The following is a 25064-nucleotide window of genomic DNA, read 5'->3' as shown; positions in this document are numbered from 1 at the left end:
CTCGCTCGCTGCCAGGACCTTCGCCATGACCCAGACCTACGACCTGATCGTCCGGGGCGGCGAAGTGGCCAATCATGCGGGACGTGGTCTGGCCGACGTCGGTGTCCGCGACGGCCGCATCGCCTTCATCGGCGATCTGTCCCAGGCTTCGGCGGGAGAGGTGGTCGACGCGACCGGCCTGACCGTCCTGCCCGGCGTCATCGACACCCAGGTCCATTTCCGCGAACCGGGCCTGGAGTGGAAGGAAGACCTCGAAACCGGTTCGCGCGCCGCGGCCCTGGGCGGCGTCGTCGCCGTATTCGAGATGCCGAACACCAATCCCAACACCACCGATCCGGCCACGCTTGAGGACAAGCTGGCTCGCGCCCGCGACCGGATGTGGACCGACCACGCCTTCTACATCGGAGGCACCCACGGCAATGCGGCGTATCTGGGCGAGCTGGAGCGGCTGCCCGGCTGCTGCGGGGTCAAGGTCTTCATGGGGGCCTCGACCGGCGACCTCCTGATCGCCGACGACGACGGCGTGCGCGAGGTCCTGTCGAACGTGAGCCGTAGAGCCACCTTCCATTCCGAGGACGAATACCGTCTGGCCGAGCGCCGCGACCTGGCCCGTCCCGGCGACTGGACCAGCCACACCGACGTGCGCGACGCCGAGAGCGCCATCATGTCTACCCGCCGCCTGGTCCGCCTGGCGCGCGAGGTCGGCCGGCGCATCCACGTCCTGCACGTCTCGACCGCCGAAGAGATCGCCTTTCTGGCCGAGCACAAGGACGTCGCCACCGTCGAGGTCACGCCCCAGCATCTGACCCTGGATGGTGACGAGGCTTACGAACGCCTCAAGGGCTATGCCCAGATGAACCCCCCGATCCGCAACGCCCCGCACATCGCGGGCCTGTGGCATGGCATTCAGCAGGGTGTCGTCGATGTTCTGGGTTCCGACCACGCGCCGCACACGATCGAGGAAAAGGCCAAGCCCTATCCGGCCTCACCCTCCGGCATGCCGGGCGTCCAGACCCTCGTGCCCGTCATGCTGACCCATGTGGCGAACGGAAAGCTGTCGCTGGAGCGGTTCATCGATCTGACGTCCGCCGGGGCCCAGCGCGTCTTCGGCACCGCGAACAAGGGCCGCATGGCCGAGGGCTATGACGCCGACCTGACCCTCGTCGATCTGAAGGCGAAACACACCATCCGGCATGAGGACATGGCCAGCCGCTGCGGCTGGACGCCCTTTGACGGCTTCGAGGCGACCGGCAAGGCCGTCGCCACCCTCGTGCGCGGTCGCGTGGTCATGAAGGACGGCGAACTGATCGGCCAGGCGCACGGTCGGCCCGTGCGGTTCATGGAGACCTTGGCCTGAGCCTCAGTAGTAGGGGTCCATAGACCGGATATTGCCCGAGGCCGTCACGCGGCAGATCGAGCGATAGCTTCCTGTGGCCATGGTCAGTTCCAACTCCCCGTTGCCGGCATCGCGCACGCTGATCGGGACGCTGGAGCCATAGGGGCGGTTCTGGAACTCGTCCGCGCGACGCGAACACGCCTGCTGCGCGGCATCCGGGGCACCGCGAACCCACCGGCTGTTGGAGTGACGGCGGTTGCTGGCCTCGGCCTCACCCGCCAGATAGCCGTCGTGATAGCCTTCGGTCTCGTGGCGATCGTCATAGTCGGCCCCGTAAAGCGCCGCCTGATAGCCGCGCTCATACTCCCGATCGTGATCCCGATCCGTCTCGCCGTGCCGCCGGTTGTGGGACGCCAGCGCCGCGACCAGCCCGATCAGGGCCACACCGGCCACCGCTGCTGCGGCTCCGTCAGACGAAGAGTTGCTGCCTTCGCCACACTCGCTTCGCCCGGCCTGATTGATGGAATCGTACCGCCCGTCCCGCGTCATGATCGACACGCATTCGTCGCCGCGCCGCCAGTAGGTCATGCGACCGTCGCCGACGACCTCGCTGCGGTCCGTGGCCTGATAGCCCCTGCGCTGAAGTTCGCCCTCGGCCTGTCCGGCGCGCGCCCCGACCATGTCCGACAGTCTAGGGGGCGTCTGGGCCGATGCGGTCGAAGCCAGACCGACGGTGAAAGCGAGTGATGTGGCTGCAAGGCGGCGTGCGAACATGGTGGTTCTCCCTTCCCTGACGAGAGAAAACCACGATACGCAGACGGGTTCCAGCACAGGCGTGCTTAACGCCCTCAGATCGAGAAACTGACCCCGCAGCCGCAGCTGGAGGCCGCGTTCGGATTGCGGATCACGAACTGCGCGCCCGCCAGTTCATCCACCCAGGCGATCTCCGACCCCTTGAGGAAGGGCAGGGAGACGGCGTCCACCAGGGCGGTCTGTCCGTCGTTATCGATGCGGATGTCGTCGGCCTCTGCGGCCTGGACCAGATCCAGCCGATACTGGAAGCCCGAACAGCCGCCGCCGTCGACGGCGACGCGCAGCATGACCGGATGGCCCTCGACTTCGCCCAGTTTCGCCAGCCGTTTCGCCGCGCTGTCGGACAGCGACAGGCCGTGCCCGCCGGTGGCCGGGGAAATCTGGAACGGGGCTGGAGATTGGACGGTGCTCACAGGCCTCTATATGAGGCGCTGACGGGCGACCGCAACGGTCGGCCCCATCAAATGAGCCGCTACCCGTGTCCTTTGACCGCGCGCCCTACGCCGAATACCCCGAACACAGCCGGGGTCGCCTGACCCACGAGCCCATCAGCCGCACGCGCAACGCCTATGCCCGCGACCGCGACCGCATCATCCACGCCACCGCCTTTCGCCGCCTGAAGGAAAAGACCCAGGTCTTCGTGGCGCATGAGGGCGACCACTATCGCACCCGCTTGACCCATAGCCTGGAGGTCGCCCAGATCGCCCGCTCGCTGGCCCACGCCCTGCGGCTGGACACCGATCTGGCCGAGACCGTGGCCCTGGCCCATGACCTGGGCCATCCGCCGTTCGGCCATGCAGGCGAGGACGAGCTTCAGGCCCAGATGCTTCCCTGGGGCGGCTTCGACCACAACGTCCAGACCTTCCGCGTCGTCACCGAGCTGGAGGAACGCTATCCCCAGTTCGAGGGCCTGAACCTCAGTTGGGAAACCATCGAGGGCGTCATCAAGCACAATGGCCCGGTCAACCACATGCTGGCCGAGCCCGCGTGGAAGGCCGTCGCCGACTATGCACCCCGCTGGGACCTGCGCCTGGGCACCTTCGCCTCGCTGGAGGCCCAGGCTGCGGCCATCGCCGACGACATCGCCTATAACAACCATGATGTGGACGACGGGGTCCAGGCTGGCCTGTTCACCCTCGACGACCTGGCCCAGGTGCCCCTGATCGGGCCGATCCTGCATCAGACCCGCCGCGACTGGCCCGACATCGACGAGCGGATGATCCGCATCGAGGCCGTGCGCCGCATGATCGGGGCCATGGTCGAGGATGTGCTGGCCGAGACCGAAGCCCGCATCGAGGCCGCAGGCATCCGCTCGACCGAGGACGTCCGCACCGCAGACCGCACCCTGGTGGCCTTCTCGCCGCAGATGCTGGCCGACCTGGGCGTGCTGCGCCAGTTTCTGTACCAGCGCATGTACCGCCACTACCGGGTCAACCGCACCCGCAGTCAGGCCCGGCGCATCCTGGCCGAAATGTTCCAGCTGTTCATGGCCGAACCCGAGACCATGCCGCCGGAATGGTCCGGCAAGGCGGGCGTGGCGGACGAGGCGAAACGCGCCCGCGCCGTCTGCGACTACATCGCCGGCATGACCGACCGCTACGCTATCGAGGAACACAAGAAGCTGTTCAGCCTCGACCTCGCCCTCGATCTGTGATTCCTGACGGCGGGGCGGCTAGACTGATCACCCGCGCCTCCGATTCGCGCGGACACTGAAGGCGCGACCGATGTCACACGAAGATCCCTATCGTCCGAACACAGGCCGCGACCGCGGGGCCTATACGCCGCCGACCGACGACGACCTGCCCTTCGACCGCCAGAGCTATGACCCGCGCCGTCCGCGCGGCGGCGGCAACGGCGGTGGTGGCGGCAAGGCCCCGCCGGTGACCCTGATCGTCAGCGCCCTGGTGCTACTGGCCATCATCATCGGCATCGTCGTCATGTTCAACATGGATGGGCTGTCGCCGTCCGAGGATGCGCCGCCCGCCGTCGGCACCGTCGTCGGCGAGATGAAGACCGCGCCGCCCGTCGACGCCCAGCCGGTCGATCCCGCCGCCGGCATCGACGTCTATGACAATGCCGGGGGCGTTCCGACGACGCCTCCGACCTTCACCGCCCCGCCGGAAGAGGTCCAGCCGCGTCCCGAACCCCGTCCGCTGGATGCTGCCCCCGTCGTCCGCCCGGCCCCGACGCCTGCGCCCTCGCCACGCCCGACAGCACCGCCCGCCGAGACCCGCCCCGCCACACCAGCCACCACCGGCGGCAGCGCCAGCGTCCAGATCGGCGCCTTCTCCACGCCCGGCATCGCCGAGACCCAGTACAACGCTATCGTCGGTCGCTATTCCCGCTTCACCCAAGGCGGTTCGCGCCGCATCCAGGAGGTCCAGTCCTCTAGCGGCTCGACCCTGTATCGCACCAGCGTGGCGGGCCTCAGCCGCGAACAGGCCACCGGCCTGTGCAATGCGATCAAGGCCTCCGGCGGCGACTGCATCGTGCGCTGACCGGGGTGACCAGCGCCGCCATATACGGCTGTAGCGGCCATCGCCTGACCGACGAGGAGCGGGCCTTCTTCGCCGAAGTCTGCCCCTGGGGCTTCATCCTGTTCCGGCGCAACATCGACAGCCCGGATCAGGTTCGCGCCCTGACCGCCGATCTGCGTGACAGCGTCGGCTGGGACGCCCCCATCCTGATCGATCAGGAGGGCGGGCGGGTCCAGCGCATGGGCCCGCCGCACTGGCCCAAATATCCGCCCGGCAATGCCTATCTGAAGGCGACCAACGATCCGCTGGCCGCGCGCGAACTGGTCCGGCTGGGCGCACGGCTGATGGCGCATGATCTGAGGGCCGTCGGCATCACCATCGACTGCGTGCCCGTGCTGGACGTTCCGGTGCCTGGGGCGCACGACATCATCGGCGACCGCGCCTATGCGACCGATCCCGCCACCGTGGCCCAGCTCGGCCGCGCCGCGGCCGAGGGGCTTCTGGCAGGCGGTGTCCTGCCGGTCATCAAGCACATGCCGGGGCACGGACGGGCCTTCGCCGACAGCCACAAGGAACTGCCGACCGTCCATGCCGACCTCGACACCCTGGACGCCTGGGACTTCGCGCCGTTCAGGACCCTGTCCGACATGCCGATCGCGATGACGGCTCACATCGTCTTCACCGCCATCGACGAAAAGCGCCCCGCGACCCAGTCGAAAAAGGCCATCAAGCTGATCCGCCGGCATCTGGGCTTCAACGGTCTGTTGCTGTCGGACGACCTCGTCATGAACGCCCTGTCCGGCACCCTGACCGAGCGGGCCGAGGCCTCGCTGAAGGCCGGCTGCGACCTGGTCGTCCACTGGAACGGCGACATGGCCGAGATGCGTCAGGTGGCCGAGGGCACAGGCAAGCTGAAAGGCGGGGCCAGGCGGCGCGCCGACGCCGCCCTGGCCCGCATCGTCCACACGCCCGAGCCGCTGGACGCGTTCGAGGCCCGCGCCCGTTTCGACGCGATGCTGGCCGGAAAGCTGGATGCCGCCCGCGGGCCAGATGTTGGCGAGGCGCAGGCATGACACGCCATAGTTGGCTCGGAATCCTGACACTCGGCGCGCTTGTGAGCGGCTGTCAGACATCCTCGCCGCAGCTTCAAACCTACCGCAGTCTCTCCGGCCAGGCGCAACTGGAATACGCAAGGTCGCTGGCGATCCAGGACCGCCTTGACCTGTATCACGCCCAATATCGTGTGAAGCGTCATCCGCGCGACAGCAGTCTTTCGATCGCCTTCGTCGACGCCGGCCAGGCGGGCTTCGATGCCACGATGGCGCGGATCGACAGCCGTAGTGCCTTCAATGAATACGTCTGGGTATTGAAAGCGATCGATGCTGGCCAGGGCATCGACCTCTGCCAGCCGGCCTACCGGGATGCGATCCTACGGCGTGCCACAGCGGTCGGTCTGCACGGGTCGGACCTGACCTACATCACCTTTGAAGGCTGCAGCCTGCATGACGGCGAGCGGGGATGACCGAAGCCTTCCAGCCCAATCTGGACTTCACCGCCGTCGAACAGGTCGATGCGCGCGAGGCCTTCGTCGTCGATCTGGACGGCTATGAAGGCCCCCTGCATGTCCTTCTGGCCTTGGCCCGGACGCAAAAGGTCGATCTGCTCAAGCTGTCGATCACCCGGCTGGCCGAACAGTATCTGGCCTTCGTGCACGAGGCGCGGCGCAGGAATTTCGCCCTCGCGGCCGACTATCTCGTGATGGCGTCCTGGCTGGCCTATCTGAAGTCCCGCCTGCTGCTGCCCCGCACCGAAAAGGGCAAGGGCGAGGAACCACCGGCCGAGGAAATGGCCGCCGCCCTCGCGTTCCGTCTGCAGAAGCTGGAGGCGATGCGCCGCGCGGTCGAGGCGATCACCAGCCGCCCCCAGCTGAGGCGCGACGTCTTCACGCGCGGCGACCCGGAGGCCACCGTCATCGTCCCGTCCGACCGCATCGACGCCAGCCTGTACGAACTGATGGCCGCCTACGTGGCCCAGCGGCGGCGCGAGGAGCAGCGGCGCTATAATCCCGGTCAGCGGGTCGAGGCCTTCGCGCTGGAAGCGGCCCGCGACTGGCTGCGCGACATCCTGCCCCGCATGGAAGACTGGACACCGCTGGACCGCGTCGCGCCCGAGCGCACCGACACCGACGGCCCCTCCCAGGCCAGCTTTACCGCCTCCACCCTTTCGGCCAGTCTGGAACTGGTCAAGGAGGGGGCGATGGACGTTAAACAGGCGACGGCCTTTGCCGAGGTGTATCTGAAGCGGCGGGGGCAGGGGATGCCGCTGGAACTGACGCCATGATCCAGTTCGCCCCCGACGACACCGAGATCGAGCGCCGGGTCGAGGCCCTGCTGTTCGCCGCTTCGGGCCCGCTTTCGGCTGCCGAGATCGCCCGCCGCCTGCCTGAGGGTGCGGATGTCGGCGGCGCCATATCGGCCCTGCGCGACCGCTATCAGGGGCGGGGGGTCGAGCTGGAATGCGTCGCCGATCGCTGGCGCTTCCGCACGGCCGCCGACCTGTCCTTCATGATGACCGAAGAACGGGAAGAGCCGCGCCGCCTGTCGAAGGCCGCGCTCGAGACCCTGGCCATCATCGCCTATCACCAGCCCTGCACCCGCGCCGAGATCGAGAGCGTGCGCGGTGTCTCCCTGTCGCGCGGCACGCTGGACCTGCTGCTGGAGATGGGCTTCGTCAAGCTGAAGGGCCGCAGGCGCACGCCCGGTCGCCCCGTGACCTATGCCACCGCCGACCGGTTCCTGGAGCATTTCGGACTGTCCAATCTGTACGATCTGCCCGGCGTGCAGGAGATGAAGGCCGCCGGCCTGCTGGACCTGTCCATACCCGTCGGCTTCGAGGTCCCCGACCCGTCCCGCGCCTCCGACGGCGATGATGAGCCCCTTCTGCCCGGCGACGAGGACAGCCCCGAGTTCGCGCAGGATTTCGTGGCCGAGGACCAGAGCTGAGGCGGCGCGTTGGTTGGACGACAAAACAGAGTCCACTCAGTCCACTCGGTCCACCTATCTGCAACACTCCCCTTTAAATGGCATCATGGCATGCGGTCACGTCAAAAGCGGACGCAGGCATCAGGCCACCCCCATTCTTCGCCATGGACTGGGAAAGGATCACCTTGCGTCGCTCCCCCCGTTTGCTAATCCGCTTGGATGATCGCTCGCCTTAGACCCGTCCCCTTCAATCTCGGCCCCGTGCATTTCGTCGGCATAGGCGGCATCGGCATGAGCGGCATCGCCGAGATCATGCTCAAGATCGGCTATTCGGTTCAGGGCTCGGACGCCAAATCGTCCGCCAATACCGAGCGGCTGGAAAAGCTGGGGGCCCGCATCTTCATCGGCCATGACGCCGCGCACGTCAGCGAGGGCGTCTCGGCGGTGGTCTATTCCACGGCGGTTCAACCGACCAATCCGGAAATGGTCGAGGCCCGCGCCCGCCGCATCCCCCTGGTCCGCCGGGCCGAGATGCTGGCCGAGCTGATGCGGCTGCAATTCTCCATCGCGGTCGGCGGCACCCACGGCAAGACGACGACGACCTCCATGGTCGCGGCCCTGCTGGACGCGGGCGGACTGGACCCCACCATCGTCAACGGCGGTATCATCAACGCCTATGGGACCAACGCCAAGGTCGGGGACGGCGACTGGATCGTGGTCGAGGCGGACGAGAGCGACGGCAGTTTCCTGCGCCTGAAATCCACCGTGGCCATCGTCACCAATATCGACCCGGAACACCTGGATCACTACGGCGACTTCGACGGGGTGCGGAAGGCCTTCGTCGATTTCGTGGAGAACATCCCCTTCTACGGTTTCGCCGCCGTCTGTCTGGATCATCCGGAGGTCCAGCGTCTGGTGGCCGCCATCGATAACCGGCGTCTGGTCACCTATGGCCTGAACCCCCAAGCCATGGTCCGGGCCGAGAACATCGACATGGGCCCCGACGGCTGTCGCTTCGACGCCGTCTTCAAGGGCGCGGGCACAGAGGCCGACGAAACGCGGATCGAGGGCCTGCACCTGCCCATGGCCGGTGGGCACAACATCGCCAATGCGCTGGCCGCGATCGCCGTCGCGCGCGAGCTGGACGTGGACGACGCCGCCATCAAGGCCGGTCTGGCCGGCTTCGGCGGGGTCAAGCGGCGCTTCACCACCACCGGCGTCGTAGGCGGCGTGCGCATCGTCGATGACTATGGCCACCACCCGGTCGAGATCGCCGCCGTCCTAAAGGCCGCCCGCCAGGTGGCCCAGAACGCAGACGGCCACGGCCGCGTCATCGCCGTGGTCCAGCCGCACCGCTACACCCGCCTGCGCGACCTGATGGAGGAGTTCTCGACCTGCTTCTCCGACGCCGACGCGGTCATCGTCGCCGACGTCTATCCGGCGGGCGAGGAGCCCCTGAACGGCATCGACAAACACGCCCTCGTCGAAGGTATCCGCCGCTTCGGCCACCGCTCGGTGCAGCCGCTGGAGGGGGTCGAAACCCTGGCCGGTGTTGTGGCCGACGAGGCCAAGTCGGGCGACTTGGTCGTCCTGCTGGGCGCCGGCGATATCACCCAGTGGGCCTATGCCCTGCCGGGGCAGTTGGAGGCGCGGTCTTGAGCTGGCGAGACAGCCTTCCCTCCGTCCGCGGCAAGCTGCTGCTCGACGAACCCCTCGCGCCCTTCACTTGGTTCCGCGTGGGCGGAAGCGCTGACGCCCTGTTCATTCCCGCAGACCCCGACGACCTCGCCGACTTCCTGAAGGCAGTCGACCCGTCCGTCCCCGTGACCGTCCTCGGCGTCGGCTCCAACGTCATCGTGCGCGACGGCGGCGTTGAGGGTGTGGTCATCCGGTTGGCCGGGCGCCCTTTCGCCGGGATCACGACCGAGGGCGACACCATTACAGCGGGCGCGGGCGCACTCGATTCCATGGTCGCCAAGGCCTCGGCCAAAGCCGGGCTTGCAGGGCTGGAGTTCTATGCGGGCATTCCCGGCACCATCGGCGGGGCCCTGACCATGAATGCGGGCTGCTATGGCTCGGAAACCAAGGACATTCTGGTCTCGGCCTGGGGCCTGACGCGGTCGGGCGAGCGGGTGGATTATACCCTGGCTGACTTCGGCTACACCTATCGCCACTCCGAGGCACCCGCCGACATTATCTGGATCGAGGCCACCTATCGCGGCACGCCTGATGCACCCGAGGCCGTCGCCGCCCGCATCAGCGAGATCACCAGCCGCCGCGAACAGACCCAGCCGATCCGCGAAAAGACCGGCGGCTCCACATTCAAGAACCCGCCCGGCCATTCCAGCTGGAAACTGGTCGACGAAGCGGGCTGGCGCGGAAAGCTCCACGCCGTCACCGGCGGCGGGGCCATGTTCAGCGAACTGCACTCCAACTTCATGATCAACCCCGGCGAGGCGACGGCCGCGGATATCGAAGGATTGGGAGAAACAGTCCGCGCGGATGTGAAAAGTAAACTCGGCGTAAACCTTGATTGGGAGATCAAGAGGATCGGCCGCCCGCTCTGAGTTCATTGCCCCATGACCCGCCCCCTCGCTGATCTGCACGTCGCCGTCCTGATGGGCGGACTGTCGTCCGAGCGCGAGGTGTCGCTGTCGTCCGGTAAGGGTTGCGCTGACGCTCTGGAAGGGCAGGTGGCCAGGGTCACGCGCGTCGACGCGGGCCGCGACCTGGCCCAGGTTCTGGCCGCGCTCAAACCCGACGTCGTCTTCAACGCCCTGCACGGCGAATGGGGCGAGGACGGCTGCGTCCAGGGTATCCTCGAGACGCTGCAGATCCCCTACACCCACTCCGGCGTGCTTTCGTCGGCGCTGGCGATGGACAAGGACAAGTCCAAGGCCGTGCTGCGGGCCGCAGGCGTCGTCGTGCCGGGCGGCGGCCTGTTCGACCGGTTCGCGGTGGCCGCAGGGCACGTGATCCCGCCGCCCTATGTCATCAAGCCCAATGCGGAGGGCTCTTCCGTCGGCGTCTATCTGGTGCGGGCAGGCGAGGGGCCCTGTGCCGCCCCCGCCGCCGACGACTGGACCTATGGCGATCTGGTGATGGTCGAGCCCTTTATCGCCGGGGCCGAACTGGCCGTCACCGTCATCGGCGAGGCGACCGGCCCACGCGCCCTGACCGTCACCGACATCACGCCGACCAAGGGCTTTTACGACTACGAAGCCAAATATGCGCCGGGCGGATCGCGCCACGTGCTGCCGGCCCAGCTGCCGCCCGCCGTGTTCGAAAAGGCCCTGCGTCAGTCGGAGCTGGCCCATGTCGCCATGGGCTGTCGCGGCGTGTCCCGATCGGACTTTCGTTATGACGATATTAACGACGATCTCGTCTTGTTGGAGGTCAATACCCAGCCCGGCATGACCCCCACGTCTCTGGTTCCAGAGCAGGCGGCCCATGTCGGTATGGACTACCCAACCCTGGTCCGATGGATGGTGGAGGACGCCTCATGCCCGCGGTAGTGCGCGGCGGTCGGCGACAGAGCGCCGGCCAGCCTCCCAAACGCGCCGCCGCCCCGAAATCGGGTGGTCGCGGACGTGCGCCCAAAAATGCACCCAGAAACGCACCAGGCGTGCCCGGCAAGATGGCCGTCCTCGGCCGGATGGACATGTCGCCCCGTGCCGTGATCATTGCCATCGTCGCCGGGGTCGTCGTCCTGGGTGGCGTTCTGGCGACCGGCGCGCGAGCCGAGCGGATCGGGAACTCCCTGTCCAATGGCGTGGACGGCGCAACCGCCGCCATGGGCCTGAAGCTGACGCAGGTCGATATTCGCGGCTCATCGCCCGAAGCCAATGCCGCCATCCGCCGGGCCATAGCCGTCACCGCCGACCAGCCGATGACCTCTCTCGACCTTGATGCCATCCGGCAGCGGGTCGAACAGGTCGGCTGGGTCAAGGAAGCGCGCGTCGTGCGCCTGCTGCCCGACCGGCTGGTGGTTCAGGTGATCGAACACGACCGTCTGGCCGTATGGCAGTCCGGAGGCCGCAACTTCGTGGTCGACGGCAAGGGGCAGGTCATCGAGGGAGCCGATGCGGGTCGCTATCCGAATCTGCCGCTGGTCGTCGGGGCCGGAGCCAATGAGACCGCGTCTGAAATCCTGCCGCTGATCGCCGAACGTCCGCGCCTGCAGAGCCGCGTTGAAGCGCTGGTCCGCGTCGACAATCGCCGCTGGAATCTGCTGCTCAAGGATGGCGGCCTGATCCAGCTGCCGGCCACAGAACAGGAAGCCGCCCTAATCCGCCTGGATGCGCTGGATCAGCGCGAGCGGCTGCTGGAGCTGGGCTTTGCCCGTATCGATCTGCGAACGCCCGAGGAGCTGGCCGTCCGGCGCTCCGACAGCGCGACCTGACAAGAACAAGAAGAGACGATCATGGCTGGCCGCACCACCGACAAGACGATCAACAGCGCAAAGGGCGCGGCTGGACGCGCGCCCGTCGTGGCCGCACTGGACCTGGGCCAGTCCAAGGTCGCCTGTTTCATCATGAAGCCCGAGGGCGTGCGCCACGCCGATCGCACCATCCGGGTCGCCGGTGCCGGTCACGTCCAGTCGCGCGGCGTGCGCGGTGGCGGCATCGTCAATATGGACGAGGCGGCCCAGGCCATAGGCCACGCCGTCGAACGGGCCGAGAAGGCGGCGGGTTCGCCTGTCTCCGGCGTCGTTGTCACGACCGCCATCGGCCAGATGGCCAGCCACAGGGTTCAGGCCCGGGTCTCCCTGGGCAGCAATCCCGTCGGCGACGCCGACCTGGCACGCGCCATCGCCATGGCCCTGGCTCAGATTCGCTATCCGAACCGCCGTCCGATCCACGTCCTGCCGATCAACTGGTCGGTCGACGGGGCCAGGGGCGTGCATGATCCGCGGTCGATGCGCGGCACCTCGCTCGGCCTCGACCTGCTAGTCGTCTCCATGGCCGAGAGCGCCTTCAACGGCCTGAGCCATTGCCTTGAGCTGGCGCATCTCGACCTTCAGGGCGTGGCGTCTGCGCCCGTCGTCTCGTCCCTCGCCGCGCTGGAAGACGACGAGATGGATCTGGGTTGCGTCTGCATCGACATGGGGGCCGGCTCGACCACGGCGGCGGTGTGGGCCGGGCGGTCCTTGCTGCATATCGAATCGATCAACGTCGGCGGAGACCACGTGACCTCCGACATCGCTCGCGGCCTGTCGACCAGCCGCGCCGGTGCCGAGCGTCTGAAGACCCTGCACGGTTCGGCCATGGCCAGCGCCAATGAGGACCGCGAGATGCTGGAGGCCCCGCCGCGGGGCGAGGACACGTCCGCCGGCTCCGTCGTCGTGCCGCGCGCCATGCTGAAAACCGTCATCGCCCCCCGGGTCGAGGAAACGCTGGAGCTGTTGCGCGACCGACTCAAGGCCGCGGGCGTTCTGGAACCCGGTGCCGGCATCGTCCTGACCGGCGGGGCCAGCCAGCTGAACGGCGTGCGCGAACTGGCCGTGCGGGTGTTCGATCGCCCTGTGCGTCTGGGCAAGCCCCAACGTGCGCCACATTTGGCGGATGCGGCTTCCGGACCCGCCTTCTGCTCGGCGGCAGGCGTACTTCTGCGTGCGGCCTACGGCCCGCGTGAGGCCGTCTCGGCCCGCAAGCTGATGTCACGCCAGATCACCGCCGCTGATGGTCCCCGCGTCCACCAGGGCGGCTTGGTGGCCCGGATGGCGGGCTGGCTGCAAAAAAACCTGTAGTCGCGGCCGCCTGCCACACGGCGATATGTGATCCGTGACGAGACTGTGTCCAGATTGTAACATCAATGGCCCTGATTGGTCGCCAAGTGGACACAATCGCTTGCCGTGGACGGCGATGCTGTTAAGCGTGAAACCAAGTGGATTGTGCCGTTCGGCGATCCGCGTCTCGAATCTTTTATCTGGTGGGGCCTTACACATGGTTTTGAAGCGCAAGTATCTCTTCGGTACGACGATCCTCGCGGGCGTCATGGCCGTTATGGCTCCGGCCTTCGCTCAATCCGCTCCTGTCTCGCAGGACCCGGAAGCGACCGAAATCGGCGACGTTGTCGTTACCGGTTCGCGTATCCGTCGTGACCCCACCACGGTTGCCGCCCCGATCCAGACGATCCAGGGCACGGACCTGCTGAACACGGGTCAGGCCACGGTCATCGACTACTTGGCGACCATTCCCGCCCTGTCCAACTCGCTGGTGCCTTCCGACACCACCGGCTCCGGCCTGAACGACGGCGGCCTCGAGTTCGCCAACCTGCGCTCGCTGGGTTCAGGCCGTACGCTGACGCTGGTTGACGGTCGTCGTCACGTTGGTTCGTCGGCGGGTACTCTGTCGGTCGACGTGTCGACCGTTCCGCGCCTGCTGATCCAGAACATCGAGATCATCACCGGTGGTGCCTCGTCCGTTTACGGCGCCGACGCCGTTTCGGGCGTGATCAACTACACCCTGCGCAAGGACTATGAAGGCCTCGAGATCGACGCCAACTACGGTGAACTGGTCCAGGGTGGCGACGCCGCGACCCGCCGCGTCTCCGTGCTGGGCGGTATCAACCTGCTGGACGATCGCCTGAACCTCTATGCCTTCGGCGAATATGAAAAGGCCGACTCGGTCCGCTCGGACCAGATCGACTGGATCGCGCGCAGCCGCGTCGCCCTGGGCATCGATGCCGACCCGACCAACCCGGCTATCGGACGTGCGACCGATGGTTTCATCGACCAGGCGGAGTTCTATAACGCCCGTCGTCTGGACCGCCCGCAGTGGGGTTCCACGACGCTGGCCAACATGCAGCGCCCCAGCGCGACGACCGATCCCGACATTCCGGTCGCGGCCTGCCGCAGCTTCTCCACATCGGGTAACTGCTTCAACGTCGATCCGGCCTACACCTACTGGTTCGATGGTACGACCGCCCGTCTGGCGGACTTCGGTCAGCGCATCGGCAACACCGGTGCCAGCCGTCCCTGGAACATCGGCGGCGACGGCGAGGCAGCGGGCCTGACGGCCTTTGATGCCCTCACCCGTTTCCCCGAACAGGAAGCCCAGCGTTATCAGGTCGGTGCCAACTTCCAGGTCAACGACAACATCCGCGCCACTCTTGAAGCGAAATACACGACGGAAGACGCCTTCGACCAAGGCCAGTTCTCCTTCTGGGATATCTTCATCGTCGACGCCGGCCTGGCCTGCGGTGGCACGCCCTTCGGTTCGCCGGCTCGTACCTGTAACGGTGGTTCGCTGTCGGGTCCGGGTCTGATTGGCGGCACCAGCTCGTTCGCCACGCGTCTGGACAATGCCTTCCTGCCGGCCAACCTGGTCACGGCCATCCAGAACAACACCTTCATCCCCTATGCCAACCCGACCGCTACGGCGCCGGGTGCGCCTGGGGCTCCGGTTGCCGCGCCGATCGCTCTGCACCGCGGCTTCGGTATTCCGCGTACACAGACCAACAACCGTGAAATCCAGCGTTACGTTGCGGCTCTGGAAGGCAGCTACGACCGTATCGGCTTCATCAACAATGCCAACTGGGGCGTGTCGTACACCCGTGGCGAGATGAACAACACCAACCTCGAAACCGGTCCTGACGCGATCCGCTTCGGTCACGCGATGGACTCGGTTGTCGACACCGGTGGTGAAGTCAACGGTCGTCCGGGCGAAGTGGTCTGCCGGGTCCGCCTGCTGGCCGCCCGCGGCATCGCCATCCAGGAGCAGAACCCTGGTACGGCCACCCAAGTTTACACCGACCCGACGACCAACCCAGAAATCGCCGGCTGCGTTCCCTTGAACGTCTTCGGTAAAGGCAATCAGTCGCAAGCCGGCATCGATTACATCTCGGCTTCGGTTACGGTCGAGGAAACCAACATCCAGGAAAGCGCCGTCGCTACCTTCGGTGGTGAACTGGGCGACTTCTGGGGTGCGGGTGCCATCGGCTTCGCCGTCGGTGCCGAGTATCGCCGTGAATACACCGACGGTATCGGCCGCAACCGCTCGACCAACGGTCGTCTGCTGCAGCTGAACACCGGTCCGGACTTCCTGGGCGTCGAATATGAAACCGAAGAGTTCTTCGGTGAAGTCGCCATCCCGCTGTTCCGCGACAGCTGGCTGGGTGAGTTTGCCGAACTGAGCGGTTCGTATCGCTACTTCGACTACACCACCTCGGGTACGGGCGACGTCTACGGCGTCAGCCTGGTCTACCGTCCGATCCGGGACATCACGTTCAAGACCAGCTTCAACACGGCCTTCCGGGCCCCGAACCTGACCGAGAACTTCCGTCCCAACGTTCAGACGTTCGTGAACCCGCCGTTCACCGACCCTTGCGACTCGCGCGCCATCGCGGCCTTCGCTGGTGACAACGCTGCCACGATCCGCGCCAACCGGATCGCAAACTGTACGGCACTGGCGGCTGAACGGGGCCTGACCTACGACTTCGACAACAGCACGACTACGGTCGATGACGACTACCGCCCAACCTACGGCTCTGGCATCGCCAGCGTCCTGGGTGGCAACCCCGATCTGCGTCCCGAGACGTCGGAATCGTTCACTTTCTCGACGGTCCTGCGCCCCCGGTTCATCCCGAACTTCAGCCTGGTGCTCGACTACTACGAGATCACCATCGACGACGTCATCGTCACGCCTGGCGGCCAAGCCATCGCCGAGCAGTGCGTGAACGGTGCCGAACTCGACGACCTGGCCTGCAGCTTGGTTCGCCGCAACAACCCGAACAACGACGCGGATCCGTTCAACGTCTTCAAGATCGGTGGACCGGTTGGCGATCCGCTGGGTGGCTTCACCCTGCAGACCCTCAACTTCGCCAAGCTTGAAACGCGCGGTCTGGACATCACGGCCAGCTACAGCATCGACACCGAAGAAGTGTTCGGTGTGAACCTGGGCCAGATCGGCTACCAGCTTGGCGCCCTGTGGCTGATCGAACAGAAGCAGTTCACCAGCCTAACGAACCCGAACGAGTTCGGCGATCTGGCGACCGGCGTCTTCTATCCGCGCTTCGAAGGTACGTCGCGACTGACCTGGGCACCGAACGACAAGTTCAGCATCAGCTGGCTGGCCGACTTCATGGTGGCGCAGGATCTGAACAAGATCCGCAACGTCGTGGCCTCCGGTAACCTCGATCAGTCGCCGACCGACTGGTACGACACGGGTAACTTCGTCCGCCACGATGTGAACGTCCGCTATGACGTCACCGAGCAGCTTCAGCTGCGCGCTGGTGTCACCAACCTGACGGACGTCGAGCCGCCGGCATACCTCGGCTTCGCATCGACCTTCGACCCTTACGGCCGTCGCTTCTTCGTCGGTCTGAACTACAAGGTGTTCTAAGAAGTATCGCTTCCAGGAAGCACGGAAAGGGCGGCTCGCAAGAGCCGCCCTTTTTCGTTTCGCTGTGGATGACCCCCGGCAAACTGCGGCCAAGGTTAACGATTTCCGTGGCATGCGGACCGACTCAAGTTATCCGGTAACCTTCTCTTAAGCAGTTTGGGCGTTTCCTTAACGCGCTCATAACCAATGCGAATCGGCGGGGATTTCGCATCGGAGCTGCAGGGCAGGGTCGGATAGGGTCTACAGAATATGTCTCTCTCGCTGGTACGTCCGCAAAGCGCGGATCTGAAACCCCGGATCGTCGTCTTCGGCGTGGGTGGTGCAGGCGGCAATGCCGTCAACAACATGATCGACGCCGGCCTTGAAGGGGTCGAGTTCGTCGTCGCCAACACCGACGCCCAGCACCTGAGCTTTGCCAAGACCGACCGTCGGGTCCAGCTGGGCGAGACGATCACCCAAGGCCTGGGCGCGGGCGCTCACCCTGAAGTCGGCATGAATGCTGCCGAGGAATCCGCCGAGGAAATCTACGGGCACCTGGAAGGGGCCCACATGGTGTTCATCACCGCCGGCATGGGCGGCGGCACCGGCACCGGTGCGGCCCCCGTCATCGCCAAATGCGCCCGCGACCGCGGTATCCTGACGGTCGGCGTCGTGACCAAGCCCTTCACCTTCGAAGGTCGTCACCGCATGCGTCTGGCCGATGCGGGCATCGCCGAGCTGCAACGCTACGTCGACACCCTGATCGTCATCCCCAACCAGAACCTGTTCCGCGTCGCCAATGAGCGGACCACCTTCGCCGATGCCTTTGGCATGGCCGACCAGGTCCTGCACTCGGGCGTGCGCTCGATCACCGACCTGATGATCCTGCCGGGCCTGATCAATCTCGACTTCGCCGACGTCCGCGCCGTCATGTCCGAAATGGGCAAGGCCATGATGGGCACGGGCGAGGCCTCGGGCGACGACCGCGCCCTGATGGCGGCCCAGAACGCCATCGCCAACCCTCTGCTGGACGAGACCAGCCTGAAGGGCGCCAAGGCCGTGCTGGTCAACATTACCGGCGGCATGGACATGACCCTGCTGGAAGTCGACGAAGCCGCCAACGCCATCGCGGGCGAAGTCGATTCCGACGCCAACATCATCTTCGGTGCCGCCTTCGACCCGGCCCTGGACGGCAAGATCCGTGTGTCCGTCGTCGCCACAGGCATGGAAGACCTGGCCGTGGCCAAGGCCCCGCCGGCCGCAACCTCGTCAATCATCGACAGCCGCCGCTCGACCCCGACCTATGCACCGCGCGCCGCCGAGCCGGTTCGCAGCGAGCCCGTCCGCTCGGAGCCTGTTCGTTCCGAGGCCGCGCCCGTGGTGCCGAGCTTCCAGTCCGCTCCGGCCTACCAGGCTTCGACCTATCAGGCCCCCGCGCCGGAGCCCGTACGCGAGCCGGTGATCCACGTCGCCGAGGATCGCAAGCTCGATCCCATCGTCGATCCCTGGGTCGAGGAGTACGAAAGCGCCCCACGCACGGCTGCGGAGGCTCCGGCCCCGCAAGGCGACCTCTACATGGATCGCGGTTACCAGCAGCCTGCTCCTCAGGCGCGCGAAGAGCAGCCGGCCTATGACGACTATGACGACCGGGACCACCGCAAGAGCGGCTGGAGCCTGTTCGGGCGTGGCAAGCGCCAGCCCCAGCCGCAGCCGCAACAATCGAACTATGCGCCCCAGATGCGGCCGACCAGCTCGGCCCAGCCCGCACCGGAGCCGGAGGCCCAGGACGACCTGGAGATCCCGTCTTTTTTGCGCCGTCTGGCCAACTAGGCCAGCGCAAAGACTGATCCACCGCCTCGGCCCCCAGGGCCGGGGCGGTTTTTCGTTGGGCCCCAGTTCCTTGATCCAGTGTGACGGTCCCATACCGAAACAATCCGAAACCGGACTTTGATTTCGCTCTTGCGAAAGGCCGGGTACATCGCTCCTCAGGCGAAATCCGCTAACCATGTCGCCGTGCAAAACGAGAGTGTCTGTGCCCGCCAGTTTCGACCACCGCCAGAGGACGACCGTCGCGCCCGCGATCATCGCCGGCGTGGGCGTGCACACGGGTGACCGTGTGCGTCTGGCTGTGCGCCCGGCGGCCGAGGGCACCGGCATCGTCTTCGTCCGCACCGACATCACCGACCGCGACAATCGCATCCCGGTCTCGGGTGAGGCGGTCGTCGATGCCCGCCTGAACACCATGATCGAGAATGCGGCGGGCGTTCGCCTGTCGACCATCGAGCATCTGATGGCGGCGTTCGCAGCCCTGGGCATTTCCAATGCGGTGATCGAGGTCGATGGCCCCGAACTGCCGATCCTGGACGGCTCGGCGCTTCAGTTCGTCCAGTTGCTGGACCGCGCCGGTTTCCGCCGCCAGTCGGCCCCCGTGCGTTACATCGAAATCCTTGAGCCGATCCGCGTTCAGGACGGCGACAAGTCCGCCGCCCTTCTGCCCTGCGACCGTTACGAGATGCGGTTCGAGATCGACTTTCCCACGCCCGTCATCGGCAATCAGGTTGTGGATTTCGTCGTGGACGAAGACACCTTCCGCACCGAGATCATGGCCGCCCGCACCTTCGGCTTCGCCCATGAGGTCGAGGCTCTGCGCCGTGCCGGCCTGGCCCGCGGCGGCAGCCTGGAAAATGCCGTGGTCATCGACGGCGACCAGATTCTGAACCCCGGCGGTCTGCGGATGGAACGCGAGTTCGTCCGGCACAAGGCGCTGGATGCCATCGGCGACCTGTATGTCCTCGGCGCGCCCCTTTTGGGCCGCTATGAAGGCGTCAAGGCCGGTCACGCCATCAACAACCTGCTGGTCCGCGAACTGCTGGCCAATCCACAGGCCTGGCGCGAAGTGACCCGCGTGCCTGAAATGGCGATGGCGGGCTGACCCTCATCGCATCGCAGGCGATGTGATCACCCCAGGCTGATCGCACTCATCATCCGACCGAAATCCGGCTCTTCATTCAAGTGCGCCCGGCGGTTGGAGAAGAACCGCATGCCATCTGCCCGCGTGTCATGCCCTGTCCAGGCCGCCTCTCCGACCCCCGCCTGTTCCAGCCGCCACAGGACGAAGCCGGGCAGGTCGAACAGACGCTTGTCCGCCGCCGCACCCTCCGCGAAGAACTGTCCGCTGCCGGGGTCGTGGTGCTCGAACCGTTCTTGATAGTCGGCCCCGACCTCATAGCTGGATTGCGCGATACAGGGACCGACGACGGCGACGATACGGCGGGGATCCGCCCCCAGCGCCTGCATCGCGGCGACCGCTGAGTGGACGATGCCGCCCAGGGCCCCCTGCCAGCCCGCATGGGCGGCGCCGACGATGCCTGCCTCGACATCGGCCAACAACACAGGCGCACAGTCGGCGGTCAGGACGGCGCAGATCGGGCCGGGCGTGGCGGTGACGACGGCATCGCCCTCGGGCCGGTCTCCACGCCAGCCCGCCTCGGCCACGCGGGCGACGGCGGAATGGATCTGGTAACAGGCGGCCAGATCGTCGGGGCTGCCACCCATGTGTGCGGCGATGCGGCGGCGGTTCTCCTGTACGGCGGCGGGATCGTCGAATGAGCCGACACCGGTGTTCAGGCTGTCGTACAGGCCGGTCGAGACGCCACCCAGTCGCGTAAAGAAGCCGTGGCGAATACCCGCCTTGTCCAGCAGCGGATGGGTGATGGGGGACAGGGTCGCTGCGCCGGTCATGCCTCGAAGCCCGGTACCACCAGTGTATGCGGCGAGAAGATCGCGCAGACCTTGAACAGGGTGCCCATCTGGTCGTCGGCGGTCAGACGGGCCAGCTGGCGGTCGATCACGGGTGCGGCCTCGGGACGGCCGTCCTTCAGCCGGTCGGCGCGGGCCTCGATGCCCAGCAGCTGCAGGAACTCCCCCTGACCCCTGCAACCCGTGACGTCGGCCTCGGCGCGAACGGCGGCGTCCTGGACGGTAGGAAAATCGGCCCACTGCGTCAGGTCGGTCTGGCCCGGTGCGTCGAGGGGATCGACCTTCTGGTGCCGACGCAGGCCTTGCAGGGTGTCGCCGGGCTCGGGCCTCGACCGCCCATAGTCGACCAGCAGAGCCGCGCCGGACGTCGCCTTAATCAGGGTCGCCACATCACGCCCGAACGCCGCCTGCTGATCCGAAATCTCGACGGTCTGGCCGGGCTCGACCGAAAAGTCTGGGCGTTTGAACCCGCCGCTGATGGCGACCAGCCCGAAGGTCAGACCACCCTCGTCTGTGACGCCCACGCGCCGTTCGGCCCAGCCGTCCTCGGTCTTCACGAACTGGCGGGCGGGCAGGCAGTCCAGCACCTCATTGGCGATCAGGATGACCGGCGCGTCGGTCTCCACCTTGCCAAGATCAGAGACCCAGCGGGGATGCACGTCGCTGTCGGCCAGCATGCGCGCCTGGGCGGCACGCAGAGGCGGGCTCGGCTCGATCAGGACCAGATCGACGGCCTGCAGGAAGTCGGGAGCCAGCCGCGATGCCCGCAACGCGTCGGCCATCAACGTACCGTCGCCGGGCCCGACCTCGACCAGACGAACCCGCTCTGGTGCCCCCAGTCGCTCCCACGTCTCGACCGCCCACAGGCCGATCAGCTCGCCGAACATCTGGCTGATCATCGGGGCCGTGATGAAGTCGCCGGTCGCCCCGATCGACGGCCGCGTCGCATAGTAGCCGTCCTGCGGATCATGCAGACAGCGTGTGACATAGTCCGCGATGGTCATCGGACCGGTCAGGGCGATCTCGCGGGCCAGTCGCTGGGCCAGGGTGGAGGCCGGCTCCATAAATCAGGCCGCCTGCACCGGCGGACGGCTCCAGGCACGCCAGATCAGCCACGCCCCGATCAGCATCATCGGGATGGACAGCATCATGCCCATCGTCAGACCAAGCGGCAGGTTCTCGAGACCCGCATCCGGCTGGCGCACGTTTTCCAGCGACGCCCGGATCAGACCGTAGCCAAACAGGAAGATGCCGGAGACATAGCCCGGCTTCTTCAACAGCCCCCATTTGTAGACGGCGAGCCACAGCACCCCGAACAGGATGATGCCCTCAAGCCCCGCCTCATAAAGCTGGCTGGCGTGACGGACCATGTCACCGGGGCCGAACACCTGTCCGGTCGGATCCACATACTGACATGATGGGCCGAAGATATCCCTGATGCGGTCGTTACAGAAGTTGACGCCCCAAGGCACGTCGGTCGGGCGGCCGTACAGCTCGCCATTGATGAAGTTGGCCAGCCGCCCGAAGCCCAGGCCGATCGGCACGACCGGCGCCACCAGATCGCCCAGGCTCAGCAGCCTGATCTTGTTCTTCCAGGCGAACCAGACGATGGCCAGGCTGACCCCGATCAGTCCGCCGTGGAAGCTCATGCCCCCGTCCCACAGCCGGAACAGCCCCAGCCGCTCGCCCCAGGTCGCTCCGGTGAACAGGTCGCCATACAGGTGCGGCTGGTAGAAGAGGGCATAGCCGAACCGTCCGCCCAGGATGATGCCCAGGGTGATCCACAGCACCAGATCGTCGACCTGAACCGTCGTCGCCGGTGGCTGACCCGGAGCCCACACGGCCGCGTTCTTCGCCAGGCGATTGGCGTACCACCAGCCCAGGACGATGCCCGCCACATAGGCCAGCGCATACCAGCGCAGATCCAGCGGACCGATGCTGATCAGGACCGGGTCGAAATCGGGAAAAGGCACGCGGCCTCCTTCAAGGCTGTGGGTCGCCCCGCTTTAGCAAGCGGCTGCGTTACCGTCGCGGGATTTTGCAGCCGAACGCTGTGATGGGGACATACTGATGCCATCGGGCGCATGGACATCAAGGTTTCGTTTACCATAACGGGCCGACCATCATCACACTCAGTCCTGCTGAGTCGGAGAGAGTTTCCATGCAGACGCGTAACCCCATCCTCGACGAATTCGCCAAGCTGACGACCGGAGCCATGGGTCTGGCGCAGGCCGCCGGCGAAGAGGCCAAGACCGCCTGGCGCGCCCAGACCGACCGCATGGTCGCCGAGATGGACCTGGTCCGCCGCGACGAGTTCGATGCGCTGAAGGCCGAGATCGCCGCTCTCCGCTCAGAGATCGCGACGCTGAAATCTGTTCAAAAGCCGACAAAGAAGCCTGTCGCGGGAACGTCCACAGCGTCTGTTCCCCCTGAGGACGCAGTCGGTTGAGCCGAATCTGCGAACCCGCCTACGGTCGTCGCATGGGGTGTGAGTCGCGCCCGGAGAGTATTTGATGGACGCTGTCCGCCCTGAAGAAGTCGATGTCCCGCACGATCCGCTGGATGTCGTCGAACACGTCCTGGTGGCGGAAAACCTGCCGTTCGACCGCACGGACGAGGGCGATGTCGCTTTCGCACTGGCCGGCGACTGGAAGGACTATGAGCTGTGGTTCGCCTGGCGGCCCGAGGGGGATTGCCTTCAACTGTGCTGTGCCCTGGACCTTCAGGCGTCCAAGTCTCGCCGCGCGGCCGCCTATGAACTGGTCGGCCTGATCAATCAGCGCACCTGGATGGGCCATTTCGAGGTCTGGGCCGAGGACGGCGAGATCGTCTTCCGCCACTCGCTGGCCCTGCCGTTCGGCGAGCGCCCGACCCTGGCCCAGGCCGCCTCCATGATCGACGCGGCGGTCGAGGCTGCGGATCGGTACTACCCCGCCTTCGACTTCATGATCCGCGGCTCCAAGAAGCCCCAGGACGCTATCGCCGCCTGTCTGTTCGAGACCGTCGGCACGGCTTGATCCATGACGACTGACCAGATCTCAAACGGCGTCATCCTTCTGGGCTGTGGACGTCTGGGTTCTTCTATTCTGGAAGCCTGGCTCAAGACGGGCGCGGTAGCTCCGGCCGATCTGATCATACTGACACCGTCCGAAAAGCCGGCTTCGCAGGTCGCGGCGGATCGCGGCGCGCGGATCAATCCGGCCTTGAACGAGATTGGTCAGGCCCGGACCCTCGTCATTGCCGTCAAGCCCGCCAAATGGCGTGAAGCGCTGACGCCCCTGATGGACCATCTGCATCCTGAGACCATTTTGATCTCCGTAATGGCGGGTGTTCTGGCCACGGATATCGAACAGCTTTCCGGCCGGCGGGTCGCTCGCGTCATGCCGACTACGGCCGTGGCTCAGGCCAGTGGTGTCGCCGCCGTGTGGTCGAACGCGCCAGCGGGCGTGACGCGGGCCAAAGCTCTGTTCGATCCCCTTGCGGATGTCGTGGAGTTGGACGCCGAGGCACGCATGAATGCGGCAACGGCAGTCGCCGGCTCGGCACCCGCCTTTGTCTATGCCTTCACCCAGGCCCTGGCGCGTGCGGGCCAGGCCCAAGGCCTTGAGCTCGATGCGGCCGCGAGGCTGGCCGCGGGCGCGCTGCGGTCAGCTGGCGCTGGAGCCGCGACAGGTGCTTCTCTTGAAGACCTGGTCGCGCGCATTGCGTCGCCCGGAGGAACCACCCAGGCGGGTCTGGATGCCATGGCCGAAAGCGGCGACCTGGATCGCGCAGCCGAGGCTGCGGTCAAGGCCGCCGTGTCCCGCGCAGGCGAACTCAGCGCGTAACGTAGCGTCCGTCGGCCAGATTCACGGCCAGACGACGATAGGCGCGATCCGCATCCTGCCAGGTGCCAAAGCCCCGAACGTCGGCAATATTGCTGCTGTACCAGTCGTATCTGACCGGCAGTGTCTGGCCTTCAGCCGTTGTGATCGTCCCTTCGATCGTCGCGCCACCGATGGAGACGCTGCGGGTGCCGTCCAGACCAAGGCGATCGACCAACTGCTGGAAGGTCGGGCGGTTGGGTTTGAGGTCGGTCAGCACAAGGTCGATGGTCGCGCCGTCGAGGGCACCGCGATTGATCAGGGTAGACTGGACAACGCCGACGAGTCGCGTGGCCTGTTCGCTGACGTCACGATCGCCCAGTTCATCGACCTTGGCCTGAAGCTCGTTTCCAAGAGTGACATTGATGGTGGGCGGCTCGGCCAGGGCAGGGCTGGCGGCCAGGGCGACTACGGCACCCAGAGGTGCAAAAAAGGCGAGTTTACGCATGTTCAAACACTCCAAAGCCCCTGTGCACTCAAGATGCGCCCAATGGCTCCGCTTCGCCAGACCC

Annotated in this window: 24 protein-coding genes; 18 read left to right on the top strand and 6 right to left on the bottom strand. The window is 66.3% G+C overall.

Going from position 1 to position 25064, the window contains the following annotated elements:
• Window positions 1-25 precede the first annotated feature (25 nt).
• A complete protein-coding gene (locus AC4PRM_RS02150) occupies window positions 26-1357 on the top strand; it encodes a dihydroorotase (RefSeq protein WP_492038619.1) in 1332 nt (443 codons plus the stop codon).
• 3 nt (window positions 1358-1360) lie between these two features.
• Here AC4PRM_RS02150 and AC4PRM_RS02145 read toward each other — a convergent pair whose 3' ends face one another.
• Entirely contained in the window at window positions 1361-2110 is a 750-nt protein-coding gene (locus AC4PRM_RS02145; RefSeq protein ID WP_492038618.1) for a hypothetical protein, read from the bottom strand.
• 74 nt (window positions 2111-2184) lie between these two features.
• Window positions 2185-2562, bottom strand: a complete 378-nt coding sequence (locus AC4PRM_RS02140; protein WP_492038617.1) for a HesB/IscA family protein — start codon at window positions 2560-2562, stop codon at window positions 2185-2187.
• A 65-nt stretch (window positions 2563-2627) separates the two neighbouring features.
• Here AC4PRM_RS02140 and AC4PRM_RS02135 point away from each other — a divergent pair, with 65 nt between their 5' ends.
• The 14 genes from AC4PRM_RS02135 (at window position 2628) to lpxC (ending at window position 19862) form a co-directional block, all read left to right on the top strand.
• Window positions 2628-3803 (top strand): deoxyguanosinetriphosphate triphosphohydrolase, encoded by a 1176-nt coding sequence (locus AC4PRM_RS02135; RefSeq protein WP_492038616.1) that lies wholly within the window; start codon window positions 2628-2630, stop codon window positions 3801-3803.
• A gap of 70 nt (window positions 3804-3873) precedes the next feature.
• Complete coding sequence (locus AC4PRM_RS02130; RefSeq protein ID WP_492038615.1) at window positions 3874-4647, top strand: SPOR domain-containing protein; 774 nt, start codon at window positions 3874-3876, stop codon at window positions 4645-4647.
• A gap of 5 nt (window positions 4648-4652) precedes the next feature.
• Window positions 4653-5699, top strand: coding sequence for a beta-N-acetylhexosaminidase (gene nagZ, locus AC4PRM_RS02125; protein WP_492038614.1), 1047 nt, complete (start codon window positions 4653-4655; stop codon window positions 5697-5699).
• Window positions 5696-6148 carry a hypothetical protein gene (locus AC4PRM_RS02120; RefSeq protein ID WP_492038613.1) on the top strand — a complete coding sequence of 151 codons (453 nt, stop codon included), beginning with the start codon at window positions 5696-5698 and terminating at the stop codon, window positions 6146-6148. The genes nagZ and AC4PRM_RS02120 overlap by 4 nt, the downstream gene beginning before the upstream one ends.
• Window positions 6145-6966, top strand: a complete 822-nt coding sequence (locus AC4PRM_RS02115; protein WP_492038612.1) for a segregation and condensation protein A — start codon at window positions 6145-6147, stop codon at window positions 6964-6966. Before AC4PRM_RS02120 ends, AC4PRM_RS02115 begins: the two co-directional genes overlap by 4 nt.
• Entirely contained in the window at window positions 6963-7628 is a 666-nt protein-coding gene (scpB, locus tag AC4PRM_RS02110; RefSeq protein WP_492038611.1) for an SMC-Scp complex subunit ScpB, read from the top strand. The genes AC4PRM_RS02115 and scpB overlap by 4 nt, the downstream gene beginning before the upstream one ends.
• A 198-nt stretch (window positions 7629-7826) precedes the next feature.
• Window positions 7827-9266 (top strand): UDP-N-acetylmuramate--L-alanine ligase, encoded by a 1440-nt coding sequence (murC, locus tag AC4PRM_RS02105; RefSeq protein WP_492038610.1) that lies wholly within the window; start codon window positions 7827-7829, stop codon window positions 9264-9266.
• Window positions 9263-10174 carry a UDP-N-acetylmuramate dehydrogenase gene (gene murB, locus AC4PRM_RS02100; protein ID WP_492038609.1) on the top strand — a complete coding sequence of 304 codons (912 nt, stop codon included), beginning with the start codon at window positions 9263-9265 and terminating at the stop codon, window positions 10172-10174. Before murC ends, murB begins: the two co-directional genes overlap by 4 nt.
• Window positions 10175-10186: 12 nt before the next feature.
• Window positions 10187-11122: a D-alanine--D-alanine ligase gene (locus AC4PRM_RS02095; RefSeq protein ID WP_492038608.1), complete on the top strand. Its 936-nt coding sequence runs from the start codon at window positions 10187-10189 to the stop codon at window positions 11120-11122.
• Window positions 11110-12009 carry a cell division protein FtsQ/DivIB gene (locus AC4PRM_RS02090; RefSeq protein ID WP_492038607.1) on the top strand — a complete coding sequence of 300 codons (900 nt, stop codon included), beginning with the start codon at window positions 11110-11112 and terminating at the stop codon, window positions 12007-12009. The genes AC4PRM_RS02095 and AC4PRM_RS02090 overlap by 13 nt, the downstream gene beginning before the upstream one ends.
• A gap of 21 nt (window positions 12010-12030) precedes the next feature.
• A complete protein-coding gene (ftsA, locus tag AC4PRM_RS02085) occupies window positions 12031-13356 on the top strand; it encodes a cell division protein FtsA (protein WP_373255856.1) in 1326 nt (441 codons plus the stop codon).
• 196 nt (window positions 13357-13552) lie between these two features.
• Window positions 13553-16951: a TonB-dependent receptor domain-containing protein gene (locus AC4PRM_RS02080; RefSeq protein WP_492038606.1), complete on the top strand. Its 3399-nt coding sequence runs from the start codon at window positions 13553-13555 to the stop codon at window positions 16949-16951.
• Window positions 16952-17200: 249 nt separating this feature from the next.
• A complete protein-coding gene (gene ftsZ, locus AC4PRM_RS02075; RefSeq protein ID WP_492038605.1) occupies window positions 17201-18760 on the top strand; it encodes a cell division protein FtsZ in 1560 nt (519 codons plus the stop codon).
• A 175-nt stretch (window positions 18761-18935) separates the two neighbouring features.
• Window positions 18936-19862, top strand: a complete 927-nt coding sequence (gene lpxC / locus AC4PRM_RS02070) for a UDP-3-O-acyl-N-acetylglucosamine deacetylase (RefSeq protein WP_373255853.1) — start codon at window positions 18936-18938, stop codon at window positions 19860-19862.
• 26 nt (window positions 19863-19888) lie between these two features.
• Here lpxC and pgeF read toward each other — a convergent pair whose 3' ends face one another.
• The 3 genes from pgeF to lgt are packed head-to-tail and all read right to left on the bottom strand — an operon-like array spanning window position 19889 to window position 22662.
• Window positions 19889-20671: a peptidoglycan editing factor PgeF gene (gene pgeF / locus AC4PRM_RS02065; protein WP_492038604.1), complete on the bottom strand. Its 783-nt coding sequence runs from the start codon at window positions 20669-20671 to the stop codon at window positions 19889-19891.
• Window positions 20668-21753, bottom strand: a complete 1086-nt coding sequence (locus AC4PRM_RS02060) for a class I SAM-dependent methyltransferase (protein ID WP_492038603.1) — start codon at window positions 21751-21753, stop codon at window positions 20668-20670. Before AC4PRM_RS02060 ends, pgeF begins: the two co-directional genes overlap by 4 nt.
• A gap of 3 nt (window positions 21754-21756) precedes the next feature.
• A complete protein-coding gene (gene lgt / locus AC4PRM_RS02055; protein WP_492038602.1) occupies window positions 21757-22662 on the bottom strand; it encodes a prolipoprotein diacylglyceryl transferase in 906 nt (301 codons plus the stop codon).
• A 188-nt stretch (window positions 22663-22850) separates the two neighbouring features.
• On the opposite strand from lgt, the gene AC4PRM_RS02050 reads away from it, so the two are divergent.
• The 3 genes from AC4PRM_RS02050 to AC4PRM_RS02040 all read left to right on the top strand — a co-directional run bounded on the left by AC4PRM_RS02050 (window position 22851) and on the right by AC4PRM_RS02040 (window position 24516).
• Complete coding sequence (locus AC4PRM_RS02050) at window positions 22851-23138, top strand: accessory factor UbiK family protein (protein ID WP_492038601.1); 288 nt, start codon at window positions 22851-22853, stop codon at window positions 23136-23138.
• A 64-nt stretch (window positions 23139-23202) separates the two neighbouring features.
• Window positions 23203-23706 (top strand): type III secretion system chaperone family protein, encoded by a 504-nt coding sequence (locus AC4PRM_RS02045; protein WP_449495841.1) that lies wholly within the window; start codon window positions 23203-23205, stop codon window positions 23704-23706.
• 3 nt (window positions 23707-23709) lie between these two features.
• Window positions 23710-24516 carry a pyrroline-5-carboxylate reductase family protein gene (locus tag AC4PRM_RS02040; RefSeq protein ID WP_492038600.1) on the top strand — a complete coding sequence of 269 codons (807 nt, stop codon included), beginning with the start codon at window positions 23710-23712 and terminating at the stop codon, window positions 24514-24516.
• Here AC4PRM_RS02040 and AC4PRM_RS02035 read toward each other — a convergent pair.
• A complete protein-coding gene (locus AC4PRM_RS02035) occupies window positions 24506-25000 on the bottom strand; it encodes a hypothetical protein (RefSeq protein WP_492038599.1) in 495 nt (164 codons plus the stop codon). The genes AC4PRM_RS02040 and AC4PRM_RS02035 overlap by 11 nt on opposite strands.
• Window positions 25001-25064: the final 64 nt, after the last annotated feature.

The organism is Brevundimonas sp. DW-iso22 (assembly GCF_058725425.1).
The sequence above is the reverse complement of the archived record's forward strand: the minus strand, read 5'-3'. Positions and strand labels throughout refer to the sequence as shown.